Raw genomic sequence first — 14,848 nt, 5'->3', positions numbered from 1 at the left:
CTGCGCCGGTCCTGCACGGCGGCGGTCAGGAGCGGGGCATCCGTCCGGGCACCCTCGACGTGGCCACCGCCGCCGCGACGGCCGCCGCGTTGCGCGAGGCCGTCGCGGAGATGGCGGGGGAGGAGCGGCGTCTCGCCGCCCTGCGGGACCGGCTGCGTGCGGGGATCCTGGCGCGGGTCGGGGACGTCGTCGTGCATTCGCCGGCCTCCGACGTGCTCGCCGGCCACCTCCACGTCTCCTTCCCGGGGGCGGAGGGTGACAGCCTCATCATGCTTCTCGATGCCGCCGGCATCGAGGCCTCCACCGGCTCCGCCTGCGCCAGCGGCGTCAACCGGGCCAGCCACGTGCTGCTGGCGATGGGCGTCGACGAGGCGACCACGCGCGGGGCGGTGCGGTTCACCCTGGGCCGGACGTCCACGGAGGAGGACGTCGACGCGGTGCTGGCGGTCATCGGGGAGACGGTGGAGCGGGCCCGCCTGGCGGGCATGGCGGGGTGACATCACCCGCACAGATGTGATCTGTGTGGTTAATGGGACTGGTGTTAACGGCTGGGTTAATCTTGGACACCATGAGTGTCCTGAGCCGCCTGAGCCGCCTGACCGCCGTCCTTGTCTCCGCAGTTCTCGCGCTGACCCTCAGCGCGGTACCCGCCTCGGCCTTCTCGTCGACCGCCCCCTCCGGCATCGACGTCTCCGGACACCAGCGTGGCCACGGTCAGCCGATCCACTGGCAGGAGGTCGCCGCGGACGGCCAGCAGTTCGCCTTCATCAAGGCCACCGAGGGCGAGAACTGGGTCAACGAGCACTTCCTCGAGGACGTCCACGAAGCCGACCGGGCCGGACTGCTCGTGGGCACCTACCACTACGCCCGCCCGGCCGGCGACGCCCGCCTGCAGGCCGCCCACTACGCCGCCACCCTGGCGGCCGCGCCGCTGAACTCCCTGCCCCCGGTCCTCGACATCGAGGTCCACGAGGGGCTCGACCCCGTGCAGATGCAGCAGTGGGTCGGGGAGTTCCTCGCCGAGACCGAGCACCTCACCGGCCGCGTCCCGATGATCTACACGTACCGCTACTTCTGGCAGGAGCACCTCGCCGACACCGACCTGTTCACCCGCCATCCCCTGTGGCTGGCCGCCTACCAGAACACCGTGCCTGAGCCGATGGGCGGCTGGAGCCACCTCACCTTCTGGCAGCGCTCCGAGACCGGCCGCGTCGCCGGGGTCAACGGGGACGTCGACCTCAACCTCTTCAACGGCACTGAACAGCAGCTCCGGGACCTCGTCGCCGGCAACCACGTCAACCTCGATGGTGCCCTCGAACGGCTGGCTGTCCCGCACAATGACGTCCTCGCCACCCTCGGCGACGACATCCCGGACAGCGCGGACAACACCGCCCTGGCGGGACTCGTCCTGGCCACCGAGGGCGGCCTGTTCCCGGAGGAGGCCCTGCCGGAGGCCGCAGAGCACGTGGGCGTCGATCCCGCCGTGGCCGACGATCTCGGAGGACGGGTGAGCGACCTCATCGCCACCGGTGACCTGCCGGTCGGGGACCTGGAGAACATGATGCACAATTCCGAGTACACGGTCGGTGACCTGCTCATCCTCCTGGACAACGCGGGCTGAGTCTCAGCTCCAGTGGCGGCGTCGGGAAGCGAGGACCCGGCGCAGGTCGCGGGAGTGGCGGGGGTCGAAACCGGTGGCCGCGATGATCTGTTCCGCGGCATGCTCCGTGAGGCGGAGCGCCTCGTCGGCGACGGCATCGCCAGCTGGAACGCGATGGTGCGCAGTGCCAGGACCGGGGAGACACACACCCGGGCCACGGCCTCCGAGATCTCCTCCATGGACACGGCGTACTTCCAGGGCGGGCCACACACCCAGCAGCTGGGCGGCGTCCTCCATGGCCAGTCGGACTGATCCCCGACGATCGAATCTCTCGACCAGGAGGCTGCTGCGGCCGTGGACGTCGATGAGACGGGTCGCGCGGGCGTAGGGGATGCGCAGGCGGTTCGCCTCCCCGATGCGGTAGCAGGCGTGTTCATTCTCGACGAGTGCCGGGAACTCCGGTGGGGAGACATTGAGAATGGCCGCGGCCCCCCGCGAATGCACCGGCACCGCAATCGTCCGGGCAGACATCTTGTCCTGGACTCCCGCGAGGGCCACCGGATCGGGGACCCCGTGAGCACCTCGCTGAAGTCCAGGGACTCCCCGTCCGTGACCGTCATGCGGGGTTCCGGGCTGGTCAGGGGCGACCCGGAGAGGACGACGGAGACAGCTCCTGCCGGATCCGCCCCACCGCGAGGAGGAGGGAGAATTCGTCGTCCGCGGAGGTCTTCACCGCGGTGCGCAGAGCTGTCAGACGGCGTCCCTCCGGCAGCAGGCCGGCGAAGTAGGCGGGTACCGCACCGCCGGCACCGGCTCCTCACTCAGGGGGAGGGTGGTGGCGACGGCATCAAGGTGAGCTGGAACCCGAGGACGTCGAGGACCCTGAGCAGTGTGTCCAGGCGGAGGCCCGGTTTGCCCCGCTCGATCTCCCGGATGAGGCGTTCCGAGACACCCGCCAGGTCGGCGAGGTCCCGCTGACGCAGTCCGAGTTCCACCTGGCGGGTGCGGGCGGCGGTGCCGATGTCCTCTGGTGTCACGGACCCTCCCATCGTCCGGCACGATCGTGCCGGTCATTCAGCGTTCGGGGTCTCCACGAGCGAGATCGCCGGGTTGGCGGCATGATCGTGCCGGTCCTGCGCGGTGGCGAGGATGCGGGGCGGGGTGCCGTCGAAAAGCGCCCGCGTCCAGCGCTCATCCCTGTAGTGGGCGGGCACCGCCCCACCGAGGAGCACGCGGCCGAGCTGGGCGGCGGCGGTGGACCCCTCGGCGGGCAGCTCGCGGTCGCTGCCGATGAGGATGATGTTGCCGGAGCGGCGCCCCTTGAGCATCGGGGGATCGGCGATGACGGCCACGTGTCCGAAGACCTCCGCCATGCCCGCCAGCTCCGTCTTCGTGGCGATGAGGCTGTGGAAGTCGCCGCAGTTGGACACGTAGAGACCGCCCGGTGCGAGGGCGGAGTGCGCCGCGCGGAAGAACTCGGGCGTGGTCAGGTCGAGCGGGGTGCGGGCCCCGGCGAAGACGTCGCGGATGATGACCTCGCGGCTGCCGGGGTAGAACCCGCGGGTGACCTCGCCGGCCTCGCCGACCCGGATCTTCACCGTGGGGGAGCGGGGGATGTCGAACCACTCGCGGACGTAGTCGGCGAGCTTCGCGTCCAGTTCGACGACGGTGTTGCGGGACTGCGGCCACAGGTCGGCGAAGTAGCGGGCCATCGAACAGGCCGCGCCGCCCAGGTGGGTGATGCGCGCGGTGGTGGGGTCGTGGTGGTCGGTGATGTGCTGCTCGACGATCGCGGCGATCCACCGCATGTACTCGAACTCGAGGACGTCCGGCCGGCCGATCTGGACGTGGGAGCTGGGGACGTCGTTGATCATGAGCGTCCAGGCGTCAGGGAGGAAGGTGTCGGGGACGAGTTCGGCGGTGCCGGTGGAGATCTCGTAGCGCCCGGCGACGGCACCGGCGGTGCTGGCGGGGGCGGAGGGGCGGCGGCGGGAGCGGCGGGACATGGATTCCTTGCTAGAGCTGCGGGTTCCGCAGCAGATGGTCGGCGGCGTAGGGGAGGGAGAACTGGAGGTGCCCGTAGGCGGGGACGGTGACCAGCGAGCGGCGCAGGAGGGCCTCGCGCGCCATGGAGATGGCGTTGGGGGCGACCCCGAGGTGCTGGGCGATCTCCCCGGTGCGCACCGGGGCGCCGTCCGGGGCGAGTTCGGCGAGTGCCTGCAGCAGCCGCATCTGCTGGTCGGGCACACCCCGGAAGGAGGGTGCGTGGATCTGCAGGCCCATGCGTTCGATCGCCTGGTCGCGTACTGACCGTACATGGTCGGCGGTGAGGGTGTCGGCACCGTCGAGGGTGGCCCGGGCCCAGGTCATCGAGCCGAGCACCTGCATGAGGTAGGGGTAGCCGTGGCTCAGTGACACCGCTTCGGCGACGGCCCCGGGGGTCATCTCTCGGCTCCCGGCGAGGGCGGTCTCGTGGAAGAGGCGCTGGGCCTCCGCGGGGTCGATGGAGGCGAGGTCGACGCGGTGGGCGCGGCGCAGGAAGGTGGTGCCCTCCTGCTGGAGGAGGTCGTCCACCCCGGCGGGCAGCCCGGCGGCGACGAAGGCGATGTCGTGGTTGTCGCGCATGAGGTCCTGCACGGCGGTGGCCAGGATGTGCAGGTGTTCCGGGGAGGCGCTCTGCAGTTCGTCGAGGGTGATGAACACCCCGGTGCCGTGGGGTGCCAGCTGTCGGGCCACGTCCCGCAGACGCGTGATCAGCGTCGGGGTGGCGCGGCGGTGGGCGGGGTCGGGGGTGGTGGTGACGGAGCCGATCCCTGCGAGGGAGGCGCCGGTGACCATGCGGCGGGGGGTGGGGGAGTCGAGGGTGTCGAGAAGCTCGGGTACCGAGGTGTCGACGAGCGTGTCGATCATGTCCTCCCCGGGGTAGGCGCGCAGGTGAGCCCATCCCTGGCTGAGGGCGGTGTCCTCCAGCTCGTTGAGCAGGACCGTCTTGCCGACGCCGCGGGCGCCGGAGATGATGAGGGCGCGGTAGGGGCTGCCCGGGCCCTCCGCCAGGCCGAGGGCGAAGGCATCGAGGAGGCTGGTGCGCCCAGCCATGACCGTCGGGGAGACGCCGAAGGTGGGGCGGAAGGGGTTGCGCGGCGGTGGGGGCACGTAGATCCCTTAGAAGTCGGGGGAGGCTTTAGAACTATGAGAACTCTGGGGTCATTGTAGAACACGGAGAACTTCCCCGCGGTTTTCGGGAATAGACCCCCGGCGCACTACGCTGCAGGCACTGAAGGAGGACATATGCGCGTACTGGTGGCGATGAGCGGCGGCGTCGATTCGGCCGTGGCGGCGGCGAGGATGGTCGAGGCCGGGCACGACGTCGTCGGCGTCCACCTGGCCCTGTCCCGGGACCCGCAGACGGTGCGCGAGTCCTCCCGCGGCTGCTGCTCCCTTGAGGACTCCGCCGACGCCCGCCGCGTGTGCGACAAGCTCGGCATCCCCTTCTACGTGTGGGACTTCTCCGACCGCTTCCAGGCAGACGTCATCGACGACTTCGTCGACTCCTACGCCCGCGGCGAGACCCCCAACCCGTGCCTGCGCTGCAACGAGAAGATCAAGTTCGCGGCCCTCCTGGACCGCGCGGTGGCCCTCGGCTTCGACGCCGTCGCCACCGGCCACTACGCGCTCATCGACGACGCCGGCCACCTGCGCCGCAGCGCCGACCCCGACAAGGACCAGTCCTACGTCCTCGGCGTGCTCACCCGGGAGGAACTCGACCGCTGCCTGTTCCCCGTGGGGGACACCCCCAAACCGGAGATCCGCGCGGAGGCCGCCCGCCACGGCTTCTCCGTCGCCGGCAAGCCGGACTCCTACGACATCTGCTTCATCCCCGACGGCAACACCCAGGCCTTCCTCGGCTCCCGCATCGGCCTGCGCCCGGGGATGGTCGTCGACCAGGACGGCCGTGAACTGCGCGACCACGACGGCGCCTGGAACTTCACCATCGGCCAGCGCCGGGGCCTCGACCTGCGCAACCCCGCCGCCGACGGCCGCCCGCGCTACGTCACCGACATCGACGCCTCCACCGGCACCGTCACCGTGGGCCCGCGCACGGCCCTGTCCGTCGGCGTCATCCACGCCGACCGCCTCAAGCGACTCCACCCGGGCATGGAGGGGGAGTTCGACGCGCACGTCCAGGTCCGCGCCCACGGCGGCATCGTCGCCTGCCGCGCGCGGGTCGGCGCCGATGACATGACCCTCACCCTCGCCACGCCGCTGCAGGGCGTGGCCCGCGGCCAGGCCGCCGTGCTCTACCTGCCCGACCCGGACGGCCACGGGGACGTCGTCCTCGGGTCCGGCACGATCTGCGGCACCGGGGGAACGGAGGAGGCCCGATGACCGCCTACGGCCTCGGCCCCCTCCCGGGCACCTCGCTCACCGACGCCGCCGACGTCGTCCTCTCCGAGACCGGCGACCTGCCGCACCTCCCCGACCTCCCCGACCGGGGGCTCGGCGCCGACGGCATCGGCCGCACCGCCACCCTGCTGGAGGCGGTGAGCGTCGACCGGGGTCCGCGCTCGTGGATCATGACCGACCGCCCGCAGCTGCTCACCCGCCGCACCCGGGACCTGCTCGACCGCGACCTCGACGACCTCGAGGCCACCTGGGGCACCACCGTCCCGCAGCTCAAGGTGCAGGTCACCGGCCCGTGGACCCTGGCCGCCTCGATCGAACTGGCCTCAGGCCACCGCGTCATCACCGACCCCGGTGCCGCCCGCGACCTCGCGGAGGCACTCGTGGAGGGAGTCAACACCCACGCCGCCGCCCTGGCCCGCCGCTTCCACGCGGAGGTCACCGTCCAGCTCGATGAGCCGCTGCTCGCCGACGTCGCCGCCGGACTCCCCGGCGCGACCCGCTTCCACCCGATCCGCCCCGTCAACCCGAAGGACCTCGCGGAACGCCTGGCCGGGGTCGTCGAGGGCCTCGACGTGGACCGGGTCCTGCTCAACCAGACCGGCTACCCACCCCTGTGGGACGTCGCACGGGAGTCCGGCGTGGAGACCGTCCTGGTCAGCCTCCACCAGGTGCAGGGCACGGAGCAGTACGACGGCTTCGGCCACACGATCACCGCCGGCACCCGCATCGGCCTCGGCGTGACCGGCCCGGAGGACCGCGTCGACGAACTGGGGGAGCGCCCCCGCGAACGCGCCGTCGCCGTGGCCCGCTTCTGGGAACGCCTCGGCCTCGATCCGCTGTGGTTCACCGACCGCGTCGACGTCCACCCGCGCGCCGGGATCACCTCCGGCACGCTTCTCGACGCCGCCGGCGCCTACGCCATGGCCCGCGTCGTCGACCAGATGCTGCGCACCGACTCCGGCGACCTCTAGCAGTAGAAGGCGCCCAGGTCCCCGGTGAGGTTCTCCTGCAGTGCCGGGGCCAGCATGCGGATGAGCTCCCCGGTGTCGACCTCCGACAGGTGCGGCGAGGCGAGGAACTTCCGCATCATCACCGCACCGATGAGGGTGCCCACCGCCAGTTCCACGCGCAGCTCCGGCTGATCGACGCCGTCCTCCTCCAGGCGGGCCCGGACGTGACGCCACACCAGTGAGTCGAGGAGCGGGAAGAGCCGGTCGGGGGTGTCGTCGAGGACGGAGCGCATCTGCGCGAGCAGGCCCGCCCCCTCCGGGGTGTCCCACACGGTGACGAAGGTCTGCGCCACCGCCAGGCCGATCCGGTCGAGGGGCGCGGCCAGCACGGGGGAGCGCAGGGACTCCGCGGGGAGGGGGAGGTGGGTGGCGGCGTCGAAAAGCCCCTGCTTGTTGCCGAAGTAGTGGGGGATGAGCGCGACGTCGCAGCCGGCGTCGGCGGCGATGGCGCGCAGGGTGGTGCGGGTGTAGCCGTGCTCCGCGAAGAGGACGCGCGCGGCCTCGAGGATGCGGTCGCGGGAGGTCGGCGGGGTGGGGGTCATCGGGTTCTCCGGGGCATGGTCGTGGCGGCGAGAGCGAGGAAGACGAGGGCGAAGGCCAGGCAGATGAGGGTGTCGCGGACGACATCACCGCTGAGTCCCTCCCGGGCGGCGGTGACGGCGGCGTCGAGGGCGTAGGACAGGGGCATCACGTCGGAGAGCAGTTTCAGCAGCCCCGGCAGCTGCTCACGGGGCACGAGCAGCCCGGACAGCAGCACCTGCGGGATGATGAGCACCGGCATGAACTGGACCGCCTGGAACTCCGACTGGGCGAAGGCGGAGCCCAGCAGCCCGAGGGAGAGCCCGGTGACGCCGGTGACGCCGGCGATGACGGCCAGGGTCCACCACGCGGCCTCGGTCTCCACGCCCATGAGCAGGTGCATGGCGGCGACGAGGAGGAGCGCCTGGAGCACGGCGAGGATGCCGAAGGCCAGTGCGTAGCCGCCGATGAGGTCCCCGCGGTGCAGACGGGTCGTCCACAGACGTTCCAGGGTGCCGTCGGCACGTTCACGCTGCATGGTCACCGAGGAGACGATGAACATCAGCGACAGCGGCAGGATGACGGTCATGGCCACTGCGACGAAGTCGAAGAGCTGCGGATTGCCGTCGTAGATGTAGTGGAACAACGTGAGCAGCGCGACGGGCACGACGAGCAGGATGCCCAGCGAACGGGGATCGGCGCGGAGCTGGCGCAGGACGCGGCCGGTCGTCGCGAGCAGGAGCGTGGGATTCATGAGTCGGTCTCCCGGATGACGGTGAGGAAGGCGTCCTCGAAACTGGTGGCGCCGGTACGGGCGAGGAGGTCGGCGGGCGTGCCCTGCCAGATGACCGCCCCGCGGCGCATGAGCAGGAGCCGGTCGCAGCGGCCGGCCTCCTCCATGACGTGACTGGAGACGAGCAGCGTGCGGCCCTCGTCCGCGAGCCCGCGGAAGGTGTCCCACAGCTGCGCGCGGATCACCGGGTCGAGCCCCACGGTCGGCTCATCCATGATGAGCAGCTCCGGGTCCCCGACCAGCGCCGCCCCGAGCGAGGCCCGCCCCCGCTGGCCGCCGGACAGTTCCGCGACGGGCTGACGGCGGACCTCCGCCAGCCCGAGCTTCTCGACGACCCCCGTCGCCCGTCCACCCGCCAGGCGGGCGAAGTAGGCGAGGTTCTCGTCGACGCTGAGCTCCGGGTAGAGGCTGGGGGACTGGGTGACGTAGCCGACCCGGCCCCGCAGAGCCGCGGCCCCGGCCGGGTGGCCCAGGACCGTGACCTCGCCGGTGTGCCGCTGCAGTCCGGCGAGCGTGCGCATGAGGGTGGTCTTGCCGCAGCCGGAGGGGCCGAAGAGACCGGTGACGGAGCCGGTGGGGAGGTGGATGTCGAGATCGCGGAGGATGTCACGCCGGTGCCGACGGGAGCCGAGGGCCACGCCCACCCCGCGGGCTTCAACGGCCAATGAATGACTCATGTGTTCATCGTGCGTCCGGCCCCGTCCGATTTCAAGGAGCGGGGGAGGGGCTACAGTCCGGGGCATGGCCGAATCCGCCCCACCGACCCCGGCACTCCCGCCCGCCGGCCCCGCCTGGGCAGGGTCCCTCATGGGCACCTCGATCGCCTCCTCCCTGTCCTTCCTGCACGGCCTCGTCGGGCCCGGCCTGGTGCTGCTCGCGGTGGCCACGGGCCTGCTGCTCACCTTCACCGTCGGCTGGCTGCAGCACCGTGACCCCTCCTTCAGTCAGCCCTTCATGGGGCCGTGGGGCATGGTGGCGATGGGTCTCATGTCGCTCGGTGGCGCCTGGACCGCCGCCACCGGGCACCTCGGCACGCAGCTCGTGGCGTGGCTGGTGGGCATGCCCCTGGCGGTGGTCGTCTGCCTGTGGCAGCTGCGCCGTTTCAACGGCGCGCCGACCTTCCTGTGGGGTCTGGCGGTGGTCTCCCCGATGGTCGCGGCCACCTCCGGCGGGCAGCTCGCGTCCGCCCTGCCGGATCCCTGGGCGCAGTGGGTCCGGGCGGTGGCGCTGGGGTGTTTCCTGCTCAGCCTGCTCACCGGTGTGCCGCTGTTCGCCCGCGTCTACGCGGCACGACCCCGCATCCCCGCCCCTTTCGCGGGCACGACGTGGATCCCGCTGGGCATCGTCGGCCAGTCCACCGCCGCCGCCCACGTGCTTCTCGACGCCCCCGTCGCCCACACCTACGGCCTCGTCATGTTCTCCCTGGGTGTGCCGCTCATCGTCGTCGCCGCCCGGCGGTTCTGGGGTGGGGCGGTGCGCCGCTGGGCGGCGTACACCCCGGCGTGGTGGGGGTCGACGTTCCCGGCGGGCACCCTCTCCCTCGGAGCCGCCTACCTCGGGTGGCCTGCGCTCAGCGCCGGCTTTCTCGGCCTGCTGCTGGTGCACTGGGTGGTGTGCGTGGCGCGTTTCGCCACCCGTTAGCCCTGCATGGGCCAGCTGGTGTTGACGTCCGAGGCGTCCTTGCCCTGTCCCTCCAGGTACCTGGCGAAGTCCACCTGCCGGTCATGGTGCCCGACCGCCTGGAACTCCATGAGCTCGCCTTCGTTCATGCGGGTCAGCTCCGGCCACTGGCGGGCCTGCTTCCAGGCGATGCGGGCGGCGGCCAGGGCATCCGAGGTGGCCTCGTGGGCGTTGCCCAGCTCCACGCCGTAGTGCTCGGACATGGCGGTGAGGTTGCGCTTGCCGCGACGGTAGGGGTCCTTGATCCGGTCGACGACGTACGGGTCGAACACCGGCCCGGTGACCGTGAAGTCGCCGGTGAGCTGGCGCAGGACCGTCAGGTCGTAGGCGGCGTTGTAGACCACCAGCGTCATGCCCTCCGACCAGGCCTGCTTGATGGCCCGGACGGTGTCGCCGAGGACGTCGTCGTGCGGGCGGCCCTCCGCCCGGGCCTTCTCCGTGGTGATGCCGTGGATCTTCGCGGCCTCCTCGGGGATCTCCACCCCGGGGTCGGCGAGGTGTTCGACGGCGTCGACCGACCGTCCGTCGATGCGCACCAACGCTGAGGTGACGATCCGTGCCTCCTTCGGGAAACGGGAGGTGGTCTCGAGGTCGAAGGAGAGCATGCGGGAGGCGTCGAAGCCACGGAATCCGGTCATGGCCTACACCCTAGACGGAGGGTCCGACATGAAGGATCCGCCAGGTGACCACCCCGGCCAGAACACCCAGCAGAGCTGCGACGACCCACCACATCGCCACCGGCAGCAGGATGTTCCAGGACATCGTGCCCAGACCGCCGACGAGGACGGCGAGGAGGAGGATGCTGAGGGCGTCGAGAAGCAGCGTCCGGGGGCGGGCCGTGCCGCGGACCGCCCGCCGTATCGACAGCAGCAGGGACAGGAGGAGGAAACCCAGCAGGCCCCAGGCGATGAGGCCGGTCACGGCAGTTCCCGGAAGAGTGCGTCGGCCACGGACTCGACCCGCCGCCCGGTGTCGCCGGCGACGAACACCGCGCGCCCGGAGTCCGGGTCGACGATGAGCATGGTGGTGAAGCCGTAGGTGATGCCGTTGTGTCCCCGGGCGCCGTCCTCCAGTTCCGCCCAGGTCAGGTCGGGCACGCCGGTGTCCAGGAGGTGGAGGGTGTAGCGGGCCATGTCGGCGGGGGTGGAGCGCAGACCACCGGCGGGGAGGTACCCCTCCGTCTCCCAGGGCTCGGCCACGGTGCCGGTGGACATCCGGCCGCGGGGAGCATCGTCCGGGACCGCGCCCTCCGTCATGGGGTAGGTGCTGCTCATGCCCAGCGGAGTGAGAAGGTGCGTGGTCACCAGCTCCCCGTAGCTGGTGCCGGCGTCGACGGCCAGCAGGTGGCCCAGGAGGGCGCCCCCCAGGTTGGAGTAGTCCTCCTCCCCGCGGTCGCTGAGCTGCGCGGCCAGGGCGTCGGCGATGACGTCCTCCCGCGTGACGCCTGCGTAGGGGTTGTCCCCGGTGATCACGCTGCTGAGGTCCCGGAGGAAGGAGGTCGACCCCAGGCGGGGCAGCCCGGAGGTGTGGTCGGCGAGTTCCCGGAGGGTGACGTCACCGACCGGGAAGTCACCGGCGTCGATGATCTCGCCGACCGTCGTCTCCTCCAGCCCGCGGTCGGCGAGGAGGGCGGCGGTGAAGGTCTTGGTCACCGAGCCGATCTCGAACTCATCGTGTTCATCCGCGCCGAGCCCGGCGAAGGTGGTCCGGCCGTCGGCGATGGTGAAGGCGGCGAGGCGGTGGTGGCCCGTCTCCGCGTGCGCGGCGAGCTGCTGCGCCAGGTCGGCGTCGCCGGTGTGCTCCCGGGCGGGGGTGATCCGGTCGGGGCCGAGGAGGACGGCGGCCGCGGTGACGGCGAGCCCGACGGCGAGGGCGGTGACGAGCAGGCGGACACGCATGTCAGTGGTCCTCCGTGGCGGCGATGACGGCCAGCAGCGGGACGACGCGGGCGGTGCGCACACTCCAGCGACCCCCGGCCTCCTTGGTGATCCACCCGCCGGCCTGCAGCGCGCCGAGGTGGTGGTAGGCGGTGCCGGTGGAGGTGGCCAGCTGCTCGTCGACGAGGTCGGCGACGGTGGCGGGGGAGTCGAGGAGTCGGCGCAGGACCGCCCCGCGCACGGGATGCGCGAGTGCGGCGAGCCGCTCGAGGTGGGCGTCCCAGGGTTCGTCGAGCAGCATCCGGGTGGGACGCTGCCACTGGTACTGCGCGTGGCCGGCACCGGTGCGCACGTCCCCGGCGAAGACGACGGAGTCGGTGAGGTGGTCCAAAGCCCACAGGTCACCGCTGGTCCCGGTGCTTTCCGACGCCCCCGTCGACGCCCCTTCCAGTGCCGCGAGACGTTCCTCGACGGCGGCGAGCCTCTCTTCCAGTTCCATGATGTTAAAAATACAGAAATTCGGAGGGGTGGTCAACGGCTAGGATCGGGCGCGTGACTGAGCCCGTGAACGAGACCGTGATCGACCCGGACCTGCGCCGCCGGTGGAATGACCTCGCCGAGGAGGTCCGCCGCCACCGCGACCTCTACTACAACGCGCAACCGGAGATCCCCGACGCCGACTTCGATGAACTGTTCCGCCGGCTCCAGCAGCTCGAGGAGGAACACCCCGAGCTCGCCGTCCCGGACAGCCCCACGATGGAGGTCGGCGCGCCCGCCGTCGTCAGCTCCACCTTCGACAACGTCGAGCACCTCGAGCGCATGATGAGCCTCGACAACGCCTTCGACGAGGAGGAACTGCGTGAGTGGCTCACCCGCACCCCCTCGGAGACCTACCTCACCGAGCTGAAGATCGACGGCCTGTCCATTGCGCTCGTCTACCGTGACGGCCGCCTCGAGCGGGCCGCCACGCGCGGCGACGGCCGCATCGGCGAGGACGTCACCGCCAACGCGAAGGTCATCGACGACATCCCGCACGAGCTCACCGGCACCGACGACTACCCCGTCCCGGCACTCCTGGAGGTCCGCGGCGAGGTGTTCATCGCGATCGAGGACTTCGACGAGGTCAACGACCTGCGCCAGCAGGAGGGCGGCAGGCCCTTCGCCAACCCCCGCAACGCCGCCGCCGGTTCCCTGCGGCAGAAGAACCCGGAGGACGTGCGCAAGCGCCGCCTGCGGATGATCGCCCACGGCATCGGCGCGCGCGAGGGCTTCGCCCCCGTCTCCCAGTACGACGCCTACACCGCGCTCGCCGCCTGGGGCCTGCCCGTCAGCCCCTACACGGCGCAGGTGCACTCGGTGGAGGAGGTGGTGGAGAAGGTCCGCTACTGGGCGGAGCACCGCCACGACGCGGCGCACGAGATGGACGGCCTGGTGGTCAAGGTCGACTCCTACGCGGAGCAGCGCGCCCTCGGCGCCACCTCCCGCGCACCCCGCTGGGCCGTCGCGTTCAAGTACCCGCCGGAGGAGGTCACCACGACGCTGCTCGACATCCAGGTCGGCGTCGGCCGCACCGGCCGCGTCACCCCCTTCGCCATCATGGAACCGGTCTTCGTCGCCGGCTCCACCGTGGCCATGGCGACCCTGCACAACCAGACCGAGGTCAAGCGCAAGGGGGTGCTCATCGGTGACACCGTGGTCATCCGCAAGGCGGGTGAGATCATCCCGGAGGTGCTGGGGCCGGTCGTCGAGAAGCGGGACGGCAGTGAGCGCGAGTTCATCTTCCCCACCCTGTGCCCCTCGTGCGGTACCCGCCTCGCGCCGCAGAAGGAGGGCGACGCCGACTGGCGCTGCCCCAACACCCGCTCCTGCCCGGCGCAGCTGAGCTCCCGCCTGACGTACCTGGCCGGCCGGGGCGGCTTCGACATCGAGGCGCTGGGGGAGAAGGGCGCGCAGGACCTCATCCGCACCGGCATCCTCGCCGACGAGTCCGGCCTCTTCGACCTCACCGCCGAGGACCTCGCGGCCTCCCACGTCTACACCACCAAGGCCGGCAAGGTGAACGCCTCCGGCCTCAAACTCCTGGAGAACCTCGAGTCCGCGAAGTCGACGGACCTGTGGCGCGTCATCGTCGCCCTGTCCATCCGGCACGTCGGCCCCAGCGCCGCCCGCGCCCTCGCCCAGCGCTACCGCTCCCTGCCCGCGATCATCGAGGCCCCCGTCGAGGACATCGCCGAGACCGACGGCGTCGGCCAGGTCATCGCCGAATCCTTCAGGAACTGGTTCGAGGTGGACTGGCACCGCGGGCTCGTGGAGCGCTGGGCCGCCGCGGGCGTGACCATGGAGGAGTCCGGTGAGGACCTCGCCGCACAGACCCTGGAGGGCCTGACCATCGTGGTCACCGGATCCCTCGAGGGCTTCACCCGTGACGGCGCGAAGGAGGCCATCATCACCCGGGGCGGCAAGGCGTCCGGCTCGGTGTCGAAGAAGACGTCCTACGTGGTGGTCGGTGAGAACGCCGGCTCGAAGGAGACGAAGGCCCGCGAGCTGGGGCTGCCGATCCTCGACGAGGCCGGGTTCGTCCGCCTGCTGGAGACCGGTTCCCCGGAGGAGTGACCCTCAGGCCCGGCGGGTCTGCGGCAGGAGGGCCGCCACGAGGAAGGTGACGGCGGCGATCGGCGGCAGCAGCACGCCGATGACGTTCACGGCGGCGCCGGTCCGGCCCCGGTCCAGGGCCCAGAGGATCAGCCAGGAGCCCCAGCCGAGGAGTGCGGTGAGCCCCGCGGCGGTGCCCACCCACATCGTGCCCACCGGGCCGTTGCGCACGAGCGCGAACGCCCCCATGGCGAGGGAGAGGGGCACGGCGATGACCGCCGCGAGGATGACGTCCATGGTCGAGGTGAGGAACACGATCGAGAACAGCACGGCGTGGATGGCCGCGGCAGTGAGCAGGAGCGTACGCATGGGA

At 71.4% G+C, this 14,848-nt stretch carries 18 protein-coding genes and 1 pseudogene; 6 read left to right on the top strand and 13 right to left on the bottom strand.

Annotated features, from left to right (window positions below):
• Both GXZ33_RS01380 and GXZ33_RS01375 read left to right on the top strand, forming a co-directional pair.
• On the top strand, positions 1 to 497 hold a 497-nt coding region (locus tag GXZ33_RS01380), incomplete at its 5' end, for an aminotransferase class V-fold PLP-dependent enzyme (RefSeq protein WP_291339073.1).
• 71 nt (positions 498 to 568) lie between these two features.
• Positions 569 to 1,621: a glycoside hydrolase family 25 protein gene (locus GXZ33_RS01375; RefSeq protein WP_291339072.1), complete on the top strand. Its 1,053-nt coding sequence runs from the start codon at positions 569 to 571 to the stop codon at positions 1,619 to 1,621.
• A gap of 3 nt (positions 1,622 to 1,624) precedes the next feature.
• Here GXZ33_RS01375 and GXZ33_RS01370 read toward each other — a convergent pair whose 3' ends face one another.
• From GXZ33_RS01370 to GXZ33_RS01350, 5 genes and pseudogenes are all read right to left on the bottom strand, one after another.
• Positions 1,625 to 2,131: a HipA domain-containing protein gene (locus tag GXZ33_RS01370; RefSeq protein WP_291339071.1), complete on the bottom strand. Its 507-nt coding sequence runs from the start codon at positions 2,129 to 2,131 to the stop codon at positions 1,625 to 1,627.
• A gap of 106 nt (positions 2,132 to 2,237) precedes the next feature.
• A pseudogene (locus tag GXZ33_RS01365) lies at positions 2,238 to 2,393 on the bottom strand (HipA N-terminal domain-containing protein); the annotation flags it as partial.
• Between the two features lie 28 nt (positions 2,394 to 2,421).
• The gene (locus GXZ33_RS01360; RefSeq protein WP_291339070.1) at positions 2,422 to 2,637 is read right to left on the bottom strand and encodes a helix-turn-helix transcriptional regulator; all 216 of its coding nucleotides are present in this window, start codon (positions 2,635 to 2,637) and stop codon (positions 2,422 to 2,424) included.
• 33 nt (positions 2,638 to 2,670) lie between these two features.
• A complete protein-coding gene (locus GXZ33_RS01355) occupies positions 2,671 to 3,606 on the bottom strand; it encodes a fused MFS/spermidine synthase (RefSeq protein WP_291339069.1) in 936 nt (311 codons plus the stop codon).
• Positions 3,607 to 3,616: 10 nt separating this feature from the next.
• Complete coding sequence (locus GXZ33_RS01350) at positions 3,617 to 4,696, bottom strand: AAA family ATPase (protein ID WP_291339075.1); 1,080 nt, start codon at positions 4,694 to 4,696, stop codon at positions 3,617 to 3,619.
• A gap of 192 nt (positions 4,697 to 4,888) precedes the next feature.
• Here GXZ33_RS01350 and mnmA point away from each other — a divergent pair, with 192 nt between their 5' ends.
• Together mnmA and GXZ33_RS01340 are read left to right on the top strand one after the other, a co-directional pair.
• Positions 4,889 to 5,986: a tRNA 2-thiouridine(34) synthase MnmA gene (gene mnmA, locus GXZ33_RS01345; RefSeq protein ID WP_291339068.1), complete on the top strand. Its 1,098-nt coding sequence runs from the start codon at positions 4,889 to 4,891 to the stop codon at positions 5,984 to 5,986.
• Positions 5,983 to 6,975 (top strand): hypothetical protein, encoded by a 993-nt coding sequence (locus GXZ33_RS01340; protein WP_291339067.1) that lies wholly within the window; start codon positions 5,983 to 5,985, stop codon positions 6,973 to 6,975. The genes mnmA and GXZ33_RS01340 overlap by 4 nt, the downstream gene beginning before the upstream one ends.
• Here the strand turns inward: GXZ33_RS01340 and GXZ33_RS01335 are convergent.
• Genes GXZ33_RS01335 through GXZ33_RS01325 form a run of 3 tightly spaced genes read right to left on the bottom strand, consistent with a single transcriptional unit; the run spans position 6,972 to position 9,003 of the window.
• On the bottom strand, positions 6,972 to 7,556 hold the full coding sequence (locus GXZ33_RS01335; protein WP_291339066.1) for a TetR family transcriptional regulator: 585 nt from the start codon (positions 7,554 to 7,556) through the stop codon (positions 6,972 to 6,974). The genes GXZ33_RS01340 and GXZ33_RS01335 overlap by 4 nt on opposite strands.
• Positions 7,553 to 8,287 carry an ABC transporter permease gene (locus GXZ33_RS01330; RefSeq protein ID WP_291339065.1) on the bottom strand — a complete coding sequence of 245 codons (735 nt, stop codon included), beginning with the start codon at positions 8,285 to 8,287 and terminating at the stop codon, positions 7,553 to 7,555. Before GXZ33_RS01330 ends, GXZ33_RS01335 begins: the two co-directional genes overlap by 4 nt.
• Positions 8,284 to 9,003 (bottom strand): ABC transporter ATP-binding protein, encoded by a 720-nt coding sequence (locus GXZ33_RS01325; RefSeq protein ID WP_291339064.1) that lies wholly within the window; start codon positions 9,001 to 9,003, stop codon positions 8,284 to 8,286. The genes GXZ33_RS01330 and GXZ33_RS01325 overlap by 4 nt, the downstream gene beginning before the upstream one ends.
• Positions 9,004 to 9,067: 64 nt before the next feature.
• Here GXZ33_RS01325 and GXZ33_RS01320 point away from each other — a divergent pair, with 64 nt between their 5' ends.
• Entirely contained in the window at positions 9,068 to 9,967 is a 900-nt protein-coding gene (locus tag GXZ33_RS01320) for a hypothetical protein (RefSeq protein WP_291339063.1), read from the top strand.
• Here GXZ33_RS01320 and GXZ33_RS01315 read toward each other — a convergent pair.
• Genes GXZ33_RS01315 through GXZ33_RS01300 form a run of 4 tightly spaced genes read right to left on the bottom strand, consistent with a single transcriptional unit; the run spans position 9,964 to position 12,382 of the window.
• Entirely contained in the window at positions 9,964 to 10,644 is a 681-nt protein-coding gene (locus tag GXZ33_RS01315; protein WP_291339062.1) for a 3'-5' exonuclease, read from the bottom strand. The two genes, GXZ33_RS01320 and GXZ33_RS01315, sit on opposite strands and share 4 nt — an antisense overlap.
• 10 nt (positions 10,645 to 10,654) lie before the next feature.
• Positions 10,655 to 10,927, bottom strand: coding sequence for a hypothetical protein (locus GXZ33_RS01310; RefSeq protein WP_291339061.1), 273 nt, complete (start codon positions 10,925 to 10,927; stop codon positions 10,655 to 10,657).
• Positions 10,924 to 11,904, bottom strand: a complete 981-nt coding sequence (locus GXZ33_RS01305; protein ID WP_291339060.1) for a serine hydrolase domain-containing protein — start codon at positions 11,902 to 11,904, stop codon at positions 10,924 to 10,926. The genes GXZ33_RS01310 and GXZ33_RS01305 overlap by 4 nt, the downstream gene beginning before the upstream one ends.
• A gap of 1 nt (position 11,905) precedes the next feature.
• Positions 11,906 to 12,382 carry a winged helix-turn-helix domain-containing protein gene (locus GXZ33_RS01300; protein WP_291339059.1) on the bottom strand — a complete coding sequence of 159 codons (477 nt, stop codon included), beginning with the start codon at positions 12,380 to 12,382 and terminating at the stop codon, positions 11,906 to 11,908.
• Positions 12,383 to 12,459: 77 nt separating this feature from the next.
• On the opposite strand from GXZ33_RS01300, the gene ligA reads away from it, so the two are divergent.
• Entirely contained in the window at positions 12,460 to 14,496 is a 2,037-nt protein-coding gene (ligA, locus tag GXZ33_RS01295) for an NAD-dependent DNA ligase LigA (protein ID WP_291339074.1), read from the top strand.
• Positions 14,497 to 14,499: 3 nt separating this feature from the next.
• Here ligA and GXZ33_RS01290 read toward each other — a convergent pair whose 3' ends face one another.
• On the bottom strand, positions 14,500 to 14,844 hold the full coding sequence (locus GXZ33_RS01290; RefSeq protein WP_291339058.1) for a hypothetical protein: 345 nt from the start codon (positions 14,842 to 14,844) through the stop codon (positions 14,500 to 14,502).
• Between the last annotated feature and the right edge of the window lie 4 nt (positions 14,845 to 14,848).

Origin of the sequence: Corynebacterium sp., assembly GCF_012838985.1 — a bacterium.
GTDB lineage: Bacteria > Actinomycetota > Actinomycetes > Mycobacteriales > Mycobacteriaceae > Corynebacterium.
This window is presented reverse-complemented; position numbering and strand designations above follow the sequence as displayed.

Coding starts and splice junctions, on each gene's coding strand:
- GXZ33_RS01375 (WP_291339072.1), top strand. CDS start 569: ATGAGTGTCCTGAGCCGCCTGAGCCGCCTGACCGCCGTCCTTGTCTCC.
- GXZ33_RS01370 (WP_291339071.1), bottom strand. CDS start 2,131: ATGTCTGCCCGGACGATTGCGGTGCCGGTGCATTCGCGGGGGGCCGCG.
- GXZ33_RS01355 (WP_291339069.1), bottom strand. CDS start 3,606: ATGTCCCGCCGCTCCCGCCGCCGCCCCTCCGCCCCCGCCAGCACCGCC.
- GXZ33_RS01350 (WP_291339075.1), bottom strand. CDS start 4,696: ATGGCTGGGCGCACCAGCCTCCTCGATGCCTTCGCCCTCGGCCTGGCG.
- mnmA (WP_291339068.1), top strand. CDS start 4,889: ATGCGCGTACTGGTGGCGATGAGCGGCGGCGTCGATTCGGCCGTGGCG.
- GXZ33_RS01340 (WP_291339067.1), top strand. CDS start 5,983: ATGACCGCCTACGGCCTCGGCCCCCTCCCGGGCACCTCGCTCACCGAC.
- GXZ33_RS01335 (WP_291339066.1), bottom strand. CDS start 7,556: ATGACCCCCACCCCGCCGACCTCCCGCGACCGCATCCTCGAGGCCGCG.
- GXZ33_RS01330 (WP_291339065.1), bottom strand. CDS start 8,287: ATGAATCCCACGCTCCTGCTCGCGACGACCGGCCGCGTCCTGCGCCAG.
- GXZ33_RS01325 (WP_291339064.1), bottom strand. CDS start 9,003: ATGAGTCATTCATTGGCCGTTGAAGCCCGCGGGGTGGGCGTGGCCCTC.
- GXZ33_RS01320 (WP_291339063.1), top strand. CDS start 9,068: ATGGCCGAATCCGCCCCACCGACCCCGGCACTCCCGCCCGCCGGCCCC.
- GXZ33_RS01315 (WP_291339062.1), bottom strand. CDS start 10,644: ATGACCGGATTCCGTGGCTTCGACGCCTCCCGCATGCTCTCCTTCGAC.
- GXZ33_RS01305 (WP_291339060.1), bottom strand. CDS start 11,904: ATGCGTGTCCGCCTGCTCGTCACCGCCCTCGCCGTCGGGCTCGCCGTC.
- GXZ33_RS01300 (WP_291339059.1), bottom strand. CDS start 12,382: ATGGAACTGGAAGAGAGGCTCGCCGCCGTCGAGGAACGTCTCGCGGCA.
- GXZ33_RS01290 (WP_291339058.1), bottom strand. CDS start 14,844: ATGCGTACGCTCCTGCTCACTGCCGCGGCCATCCACGCCGTGCTGTTC.